The following is a 12,567-nucleotide window of genomic DNA, read 5'->3' as shown; positions in this document are numbered from 1 at the left end:
AAAAGTGAATTCACTTTTGCCATGTGGTCAGAAATTAAAAATTTTAGCTAGATCACATAAATCTTTCGGATTACGAGTTCTAGCACCCGCTACTCATGCTCATTTGACGCTTTGTAGGGGGGTAAATGAAAGAAAAAGCGGCTTAAATAGCCGCTTTTGATGCTTGAATAGCATGGTTATCTAGAGCTGTAGTCTAGATTCTGCTTAAGACTCTTCTTCCTCAAAGCCATCTGCATAACCTTTCGGTGGAGGTGTCCAACCACGTTCAGAACGAGAGTGTTTGTCTGAACGGTCTTTTTTCATATCTTCTTTCATTGCTTCTTCAAGGTGAATGAAGATTTGTCGGTAGTTGTTGTCGTAGCGCGGGTTCTCTTCCGCTTCAGACCAAGCTTGGTAGAGCTTTTCAGACTTACGGCTTTCAACACGTTGATACGTCGATTTCTGTTGTTCAACGAAGAATGGGTGATGACCCAAAGAACGCAAGGCTTCTGCACCCATTTCAAGAGCAGAATGGTAGGTCTCTGATTCCACGAAGTCTGCACCTGCTTCTCTTAGGCGATAACTATGACCACGGTCGAATGCACGCGCTAAGATTTTCACTTTAGGGTAGTTGTGTTTAACGTATTTGACCAATTCAACACTTGAGTCTTGGTTGTCGATAGCCACAACCAACATTGCGGCTTCTTCGATACCAGCGGTATGTAATAAATCATGACGAGTCGCATCACCAAAGTAAGATTTGATGTTGATTGAACGTAGCAAGTCGACTTGATTAGCTTGATGATCCAAAACCACAGTATTGACATCATTCGATACCAATAAGCGGTTAACAATCTGACCGAATCGGCCAATACCAGCAATGATCACCGTGCCTTTCTCTTCGATGGTATCTTCTTCGCGATCGTTAGACTTTTGCTCGTAACGAGGAAGTATCACTTTATCAAACAGAATGAACAGACCAGGAGTTAAGAACATAGAGAGGGCAACAACCAGTGATAGTGTTTGAACAATATCCGCAGGTAATACATGGTTCTGTGCTGAGAAGCTGAGTAGTACAAAACCAAATTCCCCCGCTTGAGCCAAGCTCAATGTAAATAGCCAGCGGTCGCTGTTTTTGATTCTGAAGATTAAAGCCAGTGTAAACAACACCAAGGCTTTCAGCGCCATCACGCCAAGAGTTAAGCCAATGATGAGTGCGAAATCGTTAAATAGAACGCCAAAGTTGATACCTGCGCCTACCGTGATAAAGAACAATCCAAGCAATAACCCTTTAAACGGGTCGATGTTAGATTCCAGTTCGTGCCTGAACTCACTGTTGGCAAGTACCACACCTGCTAAGAAAGTACCTAGGGCAGGCGACAAACCAACAAGGCTCATTAGCGCGGCAATACCAATCACCAACATCAGTGCAGTTGCAGTGAAGATCTCGCGTAAGCCAGAGCTCGCAACAAAACGAAACAGTGGCCGACTTAGATAATGTCCACCGACGACCACAATCGCAATTGAAGCCGTAATAACAAGTCCGTATGCCCAACTTGGCAAACCTGCAACTAAACTGAGTTCATCATGGTGTGCAGCGGTTTGGGCGGCACTTTCTGCCAAAGCAACCAATTCAGGAAGAGCCAACAAAGGGATGAACGCCAGCATTGGGATAACGGCAATATCTTGGAACAAAAGTACCGAGAAAGCGTTTTTACCGCCTTCCGTTTTAGACAGGCCTTTCTCATTGAACGTTTGTAGAACAATGGCTGTCGATGAAAGCGCAAAGATCAAACCGATAGTTAAAGCAATCGTCCAAGGTTGACCAAAGAACTGTGCAATTCCCATCACGATAGCGGTCGTACCACCAACTTGAAGGCCACCAAGCCCCATCAATCGGTTTCTCATCGCCCATAGCATCTTAGGTTCAAGTTCAAGCCCGACTAAGAACAGCATCATCACTACACCGAACTCGGCAAAGTGCTGGATGGTTGTTGTCTCTTCGCCAACCAATCCAATGATGGGACCAATCACAACGCCAGCGATTAAGTAGCCGAGAACTGATCCAAGTCCAAGTCTTTTGGCAATAGGGACCGCAATCACGGCTGCAATTAAATAGATAAATGCTTGTAGAAAGTATCCCGTCATTATTTAACCTCTGCCATCAATTCTTCCACAATATGGTTCAACTTTTCTGCCTTGTTGGCTCTTTTGATGTTGATATCACCTGCAACCAAGGCCTGTAAAAGCGTTCTGTAGCTATCGACATGTTGTTGAATACGGTTTTCTTCTAAAGCGGTACGAGATCCAAAAAGCGCAAAAGGCGCAAGATAGTTCATCCCACATAAAGACGCGGTTTGTTCAATTGGGTGAAGCAGTTCTCGAATAGTGAAGTGGTTGTAGCCATCACTTTGGTAAGCATCCTTTTTACCGCCAGCAGTGATGCAACACAGTAAGCTCTTACCTTGTAACTCGTTGCCATCGGTTCCATAGGCGAAGCCATACTCTAGAACGAGATCTTGCCACTCTTTGAGAATTGCCGGTGTGGAGTACCAATATAAGGGGAACTGAAAAATGATGATGTCATGGTCCAATAGGCGTTTTTGCTCACGATCGATGCTGATCTTGAACGTTGGATATTCGGCATAGAGGTCGACGCACGTGACACCGTCAACGCGTTTTGCTTGCTCAAATAACGGTTTGTTAGCTTCAGAGCGATGCTGAGAAGGGTGGGCGAATAGCACCAAGACTCGATTTTTCGACATATAGCCCTCTTTGTCCATTAACGAATAATATTTATTGGAATTATAGATATACAATAATAGAAGAATGGTTGAACAACAACGAATTAGCCCATACTTATCTATTTAGATGCGTGTGTTTTTAGGTACTTAATTGTATAAAACATCCGTCAATTTGAGTATTTCCGGCACAAGCCGCCGATGACTGAGTAAAACTAATTATTCACGAATAGTAAAAGCGAATATAGGCATTTTATGTCACCGTTGGTGGGTAACGTAAATAATCCAATAACCCTACATAGAACAACAATGAATAAAGGAAAAACTATGAGCATGGACTTGCGTCAACAATGTGATTTGTTGCTTTCCGGTCACCTAGAACCGACTCCAGCACAAACATTCGCTCAGATGGCTGAATGGTGTGAGACACACAATGTGAGCCATGATAGCTACGGCGATGGTGAGTTTATCGAGAGCTTCGAAAACAAAGTCGCGGAACTGCTAGGTTATGAAGCGGCTGTATTTGTGATTACCGGCACCATGAATCAACCCACAGCATTAGAAATTGCGTGCCAAGAGAAAAGAAACCCAGTAGTAGCGATGCATGAGTCGAGTCATATCATGCGTCATGAACGCCAAGGGTATCAGCTCCAAAATCGATTCAACGTGCTTCCGGTCGGCAACGTATTTCGCACTTGGAATGTCGACGACTTAAAGGCTTGGCCTGATGAGATTGCCGCGGCATTGTATGAACTACCGATGCGAGAGATTGGTGGTCAGCTGCCTGAGTGGGAAGAGCTTGAAGCGATAAAGCAGTACTGCAAAGAACAATCGATTCATCTGCATATGGATGGTGCGCGTTTGTGGGAGTGCGGCGCGTATTATCAAAAGCCATACAGCGAGATTGCTAAGGGGTTCGATACGGCTTATGTTTCGCTGTACAAAGGGTTAAACGGTCTTGGGGGGTCACTCTTATTAGGTGACAAGGCTTTCGTAGCAAAAGCGTCGGCATGGATGAAGCGTCAGGGCGGAAATGTTTATCATCGCACGCCTTACGTGGTTTCGGCAGCAATGCAGTTTGATGAGCGATTAGAACTGATGCCTGCTTTATACGAACGCACCAAACAGGTTTATCAAATCCTACAAGATTACCCTCAGTTTACGATTAACCCGCAACAACCGCAGGTCAACATGCTTCACCTCTATTTACCTGTGAGCTATGAAGACGGCATTATTGTGAGAGATAACATAGCGAAGAAACACAAGATTTGGATAGGAAACCCAGCGATCAGTGAGTTGCCAAACCAATGTAAGATTGAATGGTATGTAGGGGATAACCTACTAAATTTGCCTGATCATGAGCTGATAGACATTCTAGATTTTATTAGCGAAGAGCTGATTTGATTAACGAAGAGCTGGCTGAAGAAGAACTGATCTAATTGGAACTGAAATGGATACAGGAAAGGGTTCTTATATCCATTTATATAGCTAGGATGTCCGGCTCTGTTACATATACTGGTTGATGTACACATCAACTAAGAACATGAACACTGGAACAGTGCTGAGAAGTCCGAAGAAGACGATTGGCACCCAGTTTTTCATTTTCTTTTTAGGTTGCTCAGTGTTATTCATAAATTCGGCCTTAAATTCGTTGTTGAGTCTGTTTAGCTTTTTGGTACTAAAAATCTAAGTGTATGGTATCAAATAAATGGGTTTAGCCCTATGTAGATTTAGAGAACCGTGGTGTATATCAATCACATAAAATGTAAGTGATTCATAAACGGTTCATAAAGGTTCAACAATAATGAACCTATTACAACAATCATTGCCTTACTCGGCATATTAAATAAATAGCATTCAAAGATTTGGAGAATACAGAATGAAAACAATAGGAAACATCATTTGGTTTCTGTTCGGTGGCGTATTTATGGGACTAGCTTGGTGGTTCTTCGGACTGCTCGCATTCCTAACCATCGTTGGTATTCCATGGGGTAGAGCATGTTTTGTTATGGGTAACTTCTCATTCTTCCCATTTGGTCAGGAAGCGATTTCGCGTGATGAGCTAACCAATGAAATGGACATCGGCACGAGCCCGCTAGGTGTGATTGGTAACGTTATTTGGTTCTTATTTGCGGGGATCTGGTTGGCGATTGGTCACATCATGTCAGCAGTAGCGTGTTTCATTACTATTATAGGTATTCCGTTTGCGATTCAGCACCTTAAGCTCGCGGTTATCTCATTGGCGCCAATCGGTAAAACCGTTGTCGACAAGCGTGAAGCAGAAGCGGCACGAGTAAGAAACTACAAGGGTTAAGACTACAGTTTAAGCCTTATATAGAACTGAAAAAGCACATCACATGATGTGCTTTTTTGTGCCTCGTTTTCTATCTAACGCTGCCCGAAGGGTTCGGCTAAAAGCGTTTTACTCTTTGTTGAGGGGGATTTGCTTAGAATGACTAGGCTACTTCCCCCTCGCCGCGATTAAAACGCTTTTATTTCGAACAAAATTTAACCGCGAAAGGTCAACACGCCCTAGACATTGTTGAACAAGACTTCAAGCCTAAGGGTGATGTTGGCTTCTTCGGTGTGTTTCTCATGAGGTTCTCGTTCCCATTGATAACGAGGGATGAGTTCGTAGAACAGCCACTCTTTCCATACGTTTTGTCGGTAGGTAACCGAAACCTGAGCGTATTCGTAATGATTATGAGGCTCATCCGTTGCATTAATCGTGGCGCTATATTGAAGTGCTTGGTCTTGGGCAAGGTAGTGATACAAGGTTAGCCCTGTACCATAGTTCCAACCTTTAAGGTCGTCGTTATATCCTGCAAAGCTTGACCATCGAGCCAAGAAATCATCACTTAAAGAAAGATCAAAGTCGATGTCGGTGATCTCACCAGTCTCTTGTTTTTCTTGATATACACGTTGGGTCAGCCTGAATACTGCATCTGTGGTGAGCGGGTAGGTAAAACGATAGCGAGCCTCTATTCTTGGGCGTAATGTCGCTTTGATATTGAAACTACTGTAACCCTTGGCATAGGCGTCATAACGAAGGCCAAGTGCATTCTCTAACTCTTCAGAATCTTGTGGGAAGAAGTCTAAGAATTCTTCATCGCCAACAGACTCGTAGATTAGCTTAAGCCTTTTGCTGACAAAGGGTAAATGCAGGCGTGCGTTGAGCTTGGTGGAATAATCCACGTCACCGCCCTCAGAATAGATGAAATCATTATACCAACGTACAGAGGTTCCGGCTCTGGCGTCCTCGGTAATACGGTCATCCACAAAGAAGTTATCGAACCATATTGCGGGCTGACAAAACTTGCTGTTTAGGTAGTGGTAAGCTTTTTCGACGCGCGTGTCTTCTAACGGTTGGCTGTGACACTCATCCTGTTCCTCCGCGAAGGCAGAGTGGGAAACGAGCGATGCTAATAATGAGGAGTTAACTATCCAACGACTCAATGGAACCTGTTTGTCATTCTATGTATCAATAGTTTGACTATAACTAAGCAGTTATGACAATGCGACTTTTAAAGAGATTTATCTTAATCAGTGGCTATTCAAAACAGAGACTTGAATAACATATGGCAGGTAAAGAAAACGGGCTCAGTAGGTGAGCCCGTTTGTCGATAAGTTTATAAGTGACTTAATGGCAGATTACATTGCCGCTTCGAAAATCGCAGAGATTTCTTCGTGGGTCGCTTGTTTAGGATTAGTAAAACCACATGCGTCTTTCAGTGCGTTGTCAGACAGAGTAGGGATATCTTCTAGCTTTGCACCAAGTTGCGCGATACCTGTTGGGATGTTCACGTCATTTGCTAGTTGAACAATTGCGTTGATCGCAGCTTCTGCGCCTTGCTCTGGTGACATACCTTCAACGTTAACGCCCATTGCTTTTGCAACATCACGTAGACGCTCAGGACAAACTTGCGCGTTGTAGCGTTGAACGTGTGGTAGCAAGATAGCATTACACACACCGTGTGGAAGATCGTAGAAGCCGCCTAGCTGATGCGCCATCGCATGAACATAACCTAGTGACGCGTTGTTGAACGCCATACCCGCCATGAACTGTGCGTAAGCCATTTGTTCACGTGCTTCAATGTCTTCGCCGTGCGCTACTGCCGTTCTTAGGTGAGCTTGTACAAGTTCAATGGCTTTAATCGCTACAGCGTCTGTAATTGGTGTCGCTGCGATAGAAACGTAAGCTTCGATTGCGTGTGTTAGCGCATCCATACCTGTTGCAGCAGTCAGTGATGCAGGCTTAGCAAGCATTAGTTCAGGATCGTTTACTGAAATAAGCGGTGTTGTGTGCTTGTCAACGATCGCCATTTTAATGTGACGTTCCTCATCAGTGATGATGCAGAAGCGTGTCATTTCTGATGCTGTACCAGCCGTAGTGTTGATAGCGATAAGAGGCATCATTGGCTTTTCAGATTGGTCTACGCCTTCGTAGTCTGCAATCTTGCCGCCGTTAGAAGCAACCAGAGCAATGCCTTTTGCACAATCGTGTGGAGAACCGCCACCTAGAGAAACAACGAAATCACAATCGTTGTCAGTCAGCAATTCAAGACCATCGTTAACGTTCGTGATGGTTGGGTTTGGTTGAGTGCCATCGAATACAACTGCGTCTACGCCTCGCTGGCTAAGAAGGTCTTGTACCTGCTTAACTACACCAATTTGATTCAAGATCTTATCAGTTACGATCAGACCTTTTTTAAAGCCTTGAGACTGAATACTATCAGCAGCATCCTTCAGACAGCCAGTACCCATGAAGTTGATTGTAGGGATGTAAAATGCAGTAGACATTGGAAAACTCCGTTAATTATGATTTTTAATTTCCTACATGTTGTCGGCATTCAAGTGGTCGACCATTGATCTGGAACAACTTTGAATTCGAACTACCACTTTGTGGCTAGTCGTTGTGATAGGGCTCATATAGCAATCGTTTTCATGGTTTTTGGCTGTGTTGATTGTCAGTAATAGATCGCGATAAATCGACTAAATTAGAGACAGTATGGAGCTCTATAACAATGAAAAATAAGGTTTTTCATTGAAAACTCTTCTAGTTAGGCTGGTGTCGACGTTTTATCTGAGTCATCGCTGCATTCAATTTCAGGTTCTTGTGACTCTTCAGAATCAAGCGTGTCTTCTGACTCCTCGTCATAGTATTTGACAAGAAAAGGGGTAAGCATGACAGACGATGGTAAAAAGTGCTTCATAGTACCTCCCGGTACCTAAGTGTATTTATTGTATGGTATTGGTTTAATATGTGGCAAAATTTGCGATACATCATGACTTGCGGCTTGTTTTCTATAAATTATTAGATTTATATACAGGCTCACAGATTTACGAGTAAAGTGATTGCCAGCCTACAAGGCGAAGAGAAAAATTAAGCAAAACTACGATAAAAACAAACACAGCACTGCTCAACAACGCGAATAACAGGACAGAAAATGAAGTACGATTGGATATTCTTTGATGCGGATGAAACCTTGTTCCACTTTGATGCTTTTCAAGGAATGAAGCTGATGTTCTCCCGTTTTGGTGTGGACTTTAGTGAACAGGATTATTCGGTTTACCAAGAGGTTAATTTACCACTATGGGTAGACTATCAAGATGGTCGCATTACGGCTGATCAACTGAAACACACGCGCTTCGAAAGCTGGGCTGAGAAATTAGAGACAACAACCGCTGCTTTAAACAGTGCATTCTTAACAGCGATGGCGGATATCTGCTCTTTATTACCGGGTGCACAAGAGTTGATGGAGTCTTTAAAAGGCAAAGTGAACATGGGCATCATCACTAACGGTTTTACAGAGCTGCAGTCAATTCGTTTAGAGCGTACAGGAATGACGGATTACTTTGAGCACGTGATAATTTCTGAAGAGGTTGGGGTAGCCAAACCGGATGCACAAATTTTTGAATATGCCCATAAGCTGATCGGGTTACCATCTAAGCAACGAGTATTGATGGTCGGAGATAACCCACATTCCGATATTCTAGGCGGATTAGATTTTGGTATTGAAACCTGTTGGTTAAATAGTCAAGAAAAGGCAACGCCAGCCGGAATTAACCCTCATTATCAGGTTAAGTCTCTGGCTGACCTGCAAGCTCTTTTACTAGCATAATTGCTAATTGCTAATTGCTAATTGCTTTTAGATTTTTGAGTGAATGATTGATAGCCGAGTACAGTTATGTGCTCGGCTACTTATTTTTACTTACTGCAACTTATCGATAGTGGCGTTTAAGCCTACCTTTGCTTTAAGCTCGCTTTGATTACCCCATTACAATAAAAATAAGGAAGAGGCGTGCTGAAATCTCATCGCCATAGCTGCTACGGCATTGCTGCCATTTTACTTTGGAGCTGCTTAATCGCGCTGTCTCGTAGCGTATCAGAACAACTGGGCCCAATTGGTGGCGCCGCCAGTCTTTATACAGTGAGCTCACTGTTGTTGGTCTGTGTTATGGGGTTACCTAAGCTGTCGCGGTTTTCTAAGTCATACCTGTTGATTGGTGGTGCTCTGTTCGTTTGTTATGAGATCTTCTTAGCTCTGGCTTTAGGGATGGCAAACAACCGACATCAAGCCTTGGAAATGGCCGTTATCAACTACTTATGGCCTGCATTGACGGTGTTGTTCGCGGTATTGCTCAGCGATAAAAAGATTAACTGGTTGGTTTACCCAAGTATTTTCTTAGCCTTCTTTGGTGTGGCTTGGAGTATCAGTGGCGATCAGGGGCTTTCTGTTGATCAAATCGCTGCCAATATTGCCACCAACCCTAAAACCTATTCAATGGCGTTTTTCGGCGCGATTATTTGGGCGGTCTACTGTAATTACACTCAGAAAGTGGCGAAAGGACAGAATGCGATCGTGCTGTTCTTTATCGCGACTGCAATCACCTTGTGGATCAAATACGCATTGAGTAACGAAACCGGCATGGTGATGACAACCAGTGCTGCAATTGACTTAGTGTTAGCCGGTGTGTGTATGGGCGCAGGTTACGCACTTTGGAATACCGCGATACTTGGCGGCAATATGGTCTTCCTAGCGACCATGTCTTATTTCACGCCTATTTTTGCGACCTTACTGTCTTCTATGATTTTGGGTTTGTCACTGAGCATGACGTTTTGGCAAGGCGTTTGTATGGTGACGATTGGCTCTTTAGCTTGCTGGTGGGTAACCAGAGACAAAAAGCCGACGGTTACGGCGTCGGCTTCTAAAAAGGTTCAATCAGAGTCTTAGTCAGCGAGAGGTTGATTGGTTAGCTCTTGGTTCTTAACTCTCGACTCTTAACTCGCGATATTGAGATTCAATTGAAGCTCATAAGGCATCTTCGATAAGCGTCGCTTAAGTTGGCGGCGCGTACGTTCAATATCATCAACCGCAATTGCATCTTGGTCATTGGTATGAATATCAACGTTGATTCTTAGCTCAGGACCAACCTTAGTCACGCCCATTAGCTCTAAATCTTGATCCGCTTCTTTGTCTACCGCGACAACGTTCTTATCTACCGCATCACAAATATCTTTGTTTGCCGACATCATAAGCAGTTCGCGCATCGCCTCACGTAACATGTCGAAAGGCACTTTGATGAAGTAGAAAGACATTAGCAACATCATCATTGGGTCGGCATACACTGCGTATTCTGCAAGCGGAGAAAAAGTAATTAACCAAGCCGCTACGAAACCCGCTGTTACCGCTACACTCAGTAGCGTATCCATCTGCCACTGCTTAGATTCAGCCTGAATCAGACCTGAAGAAATACGTTTGCTCTTATTCGCGATGTACCACCAAGCGTAACCACAACCCAACACGTTGAAAATACCAAACAGAGTTGCAATAGAAGCATCAACTTCACGACCACCCGTCATTAGGGCACCAATCGCAGAGTAAAGTGAATAACCAACCACAAGAAGAATCACAACGGCTTTAATCGCAATCACAATCGGCTCGATGATAGCTCGACCAAACGGGAACTCAGTGTCCGAAGGGCGATTGATGTATTTCGACGCAGCTAGTGACAATAAAGTTAACAGTAAGCTGATAAGAGAATAGACACCGTCAAACACTATGACCAGAGAGCCAACGAGAAGACCCAACACCAATCCGCCAATTGCGAAGCCTGATGCTAAAAGGGCTGAGAACAATAGTACTCGATTTTCGTTTTGGCTTTTCCTGTCACACATAATATTTTCCAGATGTTTTTGATAACTTCATTGTTCTAATAATGAGCTAACTTTACAAACTTTATCTGATGATGTTTATATGTCTTATTTAATTCGAACATATAAATCAATAAAATTCAGTTACTTAAGATCAAGGTGTGGTGTCAATAAAGTTGACGTTGAGTGTTTTTTGGTGATGGTGTGCAACTGAAATAGGATCGTTTATGATTAATAAAACACATTAGTCGCTAAGGTCTTATTGGTCTTCTAGATTTGACTGCGACTGCGATGGACAAGGAGTGAATCAATATGAAGTTTGACGATATCAGTGATAATGAGTTGTGGGCGATTGCTAACCCGATCATGGATAATCTGATGGATGGTTCAACTAAGGTTGATCATGAACAGCACTGTCGAGATTTTACTCAAAGGATGAAAGACATTGTTACGCCAGAATATTTAGAAAAGGTGTGTCACCATTATCAGCACAGTAATGGCTTTTTTGCTGAGCGTGAGCAAGTTGCTTTATTTAGACGTTCAGACTCCATCGCCTTTGTGTGGAAACAAGCTTACACCATCGCCAAAGGTGAGTTTGTCGCTGAAATGGTATTGGTTGAAGAAGACGGACGCTATTTAGTGGATCACGTGATGGTCTTTTAGGAGTAGTGCTGTTTGTGGTTTTTCCCTTTGTTATCGACGATAAGCAATAAGCGCGAGCTAGAAATCAAACAAATAATCACTAAGCTGGTCGGCCAACCAATTCATTCCTGGGTGCTCTGCCATGCCAGCCGCGGTAAACATACAGTAGTCTTCTTGTGTTAAACCGTAGGTGTGTTTGATCACGGCAAGCTCTTGTTTACGCAGTAAATGGCGAATCAATGGCTCAGGCATTACGCCCCATGCTTCTTCACGTAGAATCGTATCCAACATAAAGTCGAAGCTAGAGAAGCCAATGTAACGACGCGAGAAGGGCTCAAGTTCAGGATTATCCTTTTCATTAAGATAAACCATGGTTGCTTGCATCGAATTTCTCAGTACTTCATCAGACACTCGTCGCATCGCACTCAAATCATGTCCTTTCTTACATACAGACATCATTCGAATCTTACCAAGCGGGTTGTAGATAATTCTTGGGTCATCGACGCGTTCGTAATCGACACCAAATGCGAAGTCGACTTGCTGAGTTTCAACTAGGTTAGCTAAGTCACCGCTCGATGCGAGAACGAAGTTGAATGAGGTAGAAGGGTACTTGTTATTTAAGGCGTGAGATAAGTCCTGCCACATTTCATCGGGTAGGGAGTCATCTCGTGCTATCCAAATTTCTGCGTTGAATTCGCCCGAAACATGCAAGCAGGTTTGTTTAATACGCGCGGCTGTCACCAACATGCCTTCGCAATCTTTGTAAATCGCTTTACCCGCTTCTGAAAGCTCAACGTGGTTTCCGCTGCGGACGAACAGCTCGACATCTAACTCTTTTTCCAAGGCTTTAATCGACATGCTGAGTTTGGTTCGGTTGCATTCTAACTGGCGTGCAGCTTCAGAAACTGATCCTAAATCAGCAACGGAACAAAAGGCTTGGACTTGAGAAAGGTTCATTTCATTTCCATATTGAGCGGGGGTCGGTGCATATTATCTGAATATTGTGCTGACTATCTTAGAAATAGTCCATCTTTGCATGATAACTCTATG

Annotated in this window: 13 protein-coding genes; 5 read left to right on the top strand and 8 right to left on the bottom strand. The window is 43.5% G+C overall.

The window, feature by feature from the left end; genetic code table 11:
• Positions 1-204: 204 nt before the first annotated feature.
• The gene (locus tag AB6D06_RS10925; protein ID WP_372110202.1) at positions 205-2,127 is read right to left on the bottom strand and encodes a monovalent cation:proton antiporter-2 (CPA2) family protein; all 1,923 of its coding nucleotides are present in this window, start codon (positions 2,125-2,127) and stop codon (positions 205-207) included.
• Positions 2,127-2,744, bottom strand: coding sequence for an NAD(P)H-dependent oxidoreductase (locus tag AB6D06_RS10920; protein WP_010428887.1), 618 nt, complete (start codon positions 2,742-2,744; stop codon positions 2,127-2,129). Before AB6D06_RS10920 ends, AB6D06_RS10925 begins: the two co-directional genes overlap by 1 nt.
• Before the next feature lie 303 nt (positions 2,745-3,047).
• Between AB6D06_RS10920 and AB6D06_RS10915 the strand changes: the two genes are divergently transcribed.
• Positions 3,048-4,124: a low specificity L-threonine aldolase gene (locus AB6D06_RS10915; protein WP_372100287.1), complete on the top strand. Its 1,077-nt coding sequence runs from the start codon at positions 3,048-3,050 to the stop codon at positions 4,122-4,124.
• 102 nt (positions 4,125-4,226) lie between these two features.
• Here the strand turns inward: AB6D06_RS10915 and AB6D06_RS10910 are convergent, their stop codons facing one another.
• Positions 4,227-4,352 (bottom strand): hypothetical protein, encoded by a 126-nt coding sequence (locus tag AB6D06_RS10910; RefSeq protein WP_017060906.1) that lies wholly within the window; start codon positions 4,350-4,352, stop codon positions 4,227-4,229.
• Between the two features lie 247 nt (positions 4,353-4,599).
• Between AB6D06_RS10910 and AB6D06_RS10905 the strand changes: the two genes are divergently transcribed.
• Positions 4,600-5,034: a YccF domain-containing protein gene (locus AB6D06_RS10905; protein WP_004730224.1), complete on the top strand. Its 435-nt coding sequence runs from the start codon at positions 4,600-4,602 to the stop codon at positions 5,032-5,034.
• A 218-nt stretch (positions 5,035-5,252) separates the two neighbouring features.
• Here the strand turns inward: AB6D06_RS10905 and AB6D06_RS10900 are convergent, their stop codons facing one another.
• The 3 genes from AB6D06_RS10900 to AB6D06_RS10890 form a co-directional block, all read right to left on the bottom strand.
• Positions 5,253-6,176: a hypothetical protein gene (locus tag AB6D06_RS10900; RefSeq protein WP_029235256.1), complete on the bottom strand. Its 924-nt coding sequence runs from the start codon at positions 6,174-6,176 to the stop codon at positions 5,253-5,255.
• 195 nt (positions 6,177-6,371) lie between these two features.
• Positions 6,372-7,520 (bottom strand): L-threonine dehydrogenase, encoded by a 1,149-nt coding sequence (gene yiaY / locus AB6D06_RS10895; protein ID WP_017060904.1) that lies wholly within the window; start codon positions 7,518-7,520, stop codon positions 6,372-6,374.
• A 260-nt stretch (positions 7,521-7,780) separates the two neighbouring features.
• The gene (locus AB6D06_RS10890) at positions 7,781-7,933 is read right to left on the bottom strand and encodes a hypothetical protein (protein ID WP_017060903.1); all 153 of its coding nucleotides are present in this window, start codon (positions 7,931-7,933) and stop codon (positions 7,781-7,783) included.
• Between the two features lie 234 nt (positions 7,934-8,167).
• On the opposite strand from AB6D06_RS10890, the gene yjjG reads away from it, so the two are divergent.
• Entirely contained in the window at positions 8,168-8,842 is a 675-nt protein-coding gene (gene yjjG / locus AB6D06_RS10885; RefSeq protein ID WP_372107258.1) for a pyrimidine 5'-nucleotidase, read from the top strand.
• A 180-nt stretch (positions 8,843-9,022) separates the two neighbouring features.
• Complete coding sequence (gene yddG, locus AB6D06_RS10880) at positions 9,023-9,955, top strand: aromatic amino acid DMT transporter YddG (RefSeq protein ID WP_017060901.1); 933 nt, start codon at positions 9,023-9,025, stop codon at positions 9,953-9,955.
• Between the two features lie 47 nt (positions 9,956-10,002).
• Here the strand turns inward: yddG and AB6D06_RS10875 are convergent, their stop codons facing one another.
• Complete coding sequence (locus tag AB6D06_RS10875) at positions 10,003-10,899, bottom strand: cation diffusion facilitator family transporter (RefSeq protein WP_102428335.1); 897 nt, start codon at positions 10,897-10,899, stop codon at positions 10,003-10,005.
• Between the two features lie 288 nt (positions 10,900-11,187).
• On the opposite strand from AB6D06_RS10875, the gene AB6D06_RS10870 reads away from it, so the two are divergent.
• Complete coding sequence (locus tag AB6D06_RS10870) at positions 11,188-11,538, top strand: hypothetical protein (protein ID WP_017060899.1); 351 nt, start codon at positions 11,188-11,190, stop codon at positions 11,536-11,538.
• Between the two features lie 57 nt (positions 11,539-11,595).
• Here AB6D06_RS10870 and AB6D06_RS10865 read toward each other — a convergent pair whose 3' ends face one another.
• Positions 11,596-12,474, bottom strand: a complete 879-nt coding sequence (locus AB6D06_RS10865; RefSeq protein WP_017071134.1) for a LysR family transcriptional regulator — start codon at positions 12,472-12,474, stop codon at positions 11,596-11,598.
• Positions 12,475-12,567: the final 93 nt, after the last annotated feature.

The sequence above is a fragment of the Vibrio sp. 10N.239.311.G01 genome, assembly GCF_041465805.1.
GTDB lineage: Bacteria > Pseudomonadota > Gammaproteobacteria > Enterobacterales > Vibrionaceae > Vibrio > Vibrio crassostreae_C.
The sequence above is the reverse complement of the archived record's forward strand: the minus strand, read 5'-3'. Positions and strand labels throughout refer to the sequence as shown.

Bases quoted from the DNA above. Each gene is read 5' to 3' on its own strand.
- yiaY (WP_017060904.1), bottom strand. From the start codon at position 7,520: ATGTCTACTGCATTTTACATCCCTACAATCAACTTCATGGGTACTGGC.
- AB6D06_RS10870 (WP_017060899.1), top strand. From the start codon at position 11,188: ATGAAGTTTGACGATATCAGTGATAATGAGTTGTGGGCGATTGCTAAC.
- AB6D06_RS10865 (WP_017071134.1), bottom strand. From the start codon at position 12,474: ATGAACCTTTCTCAAGTCCAAGCCTTTTGTTCCGTTGCTGATTTAGGA.
- AB6D06_RS10925 (WP_372110202.1), bottom strand. From the start codon at position 2,127: ATGACGGGATACTTTCTACAAGCATTTATCTATTTAATTGCAGCCGTG.
- AB6D06_RS10915 (WP_372100287.1), top strand. From the start codon at position 3,048: ATGAGCATGGACTTGCGTCAACAATGTGATTTGTTGCTTTCCGGTCAC.
- yjjG (WP_372107258.1), top strand. From the start codon at position 8,168: ATGAAGTACGATTGGATATTCTTTGATGCGGATGAAACCTTGTTCCAC.
- AB6D06_RS10905 (WP_004730224.1), top strand. From the start codon at position 4,600: ATGAAAACAATAGGAAACATCATTTGGTTTCTGTTCGGTGGCGTATTT.
- AB6D06_RS10875 (WP_102428335.1), bottom strand. From the start codon at position 10,899: ATGTGTGACAGGAAAAGCCAAAACGAAAATCGAGTACTATTGTTCTCA.
- AB6D06_RS10910 (WP_017060906.1), bottom strand. From the start codon at position 4,352: ATGAATAACACTGAGCAACCTAAAAAGAAAATGAAAAACTGGGTGCCA.
- AB6D06_RS10890 (WP_017060903.1), bottom strand. From the start codon at position 7,933: ATGAAGCACTTTTTACCATCGTCTGTCATGCTTACCCCTTTTCTTGTC.
- AB6D06_RS10920 (WP_010428887.1), bottom strand. From the start codon at position 2,744: ATGTCGAAAAATCGAGTCTTGGTGCTATTCGCCCACCCTTCTCAGCAT.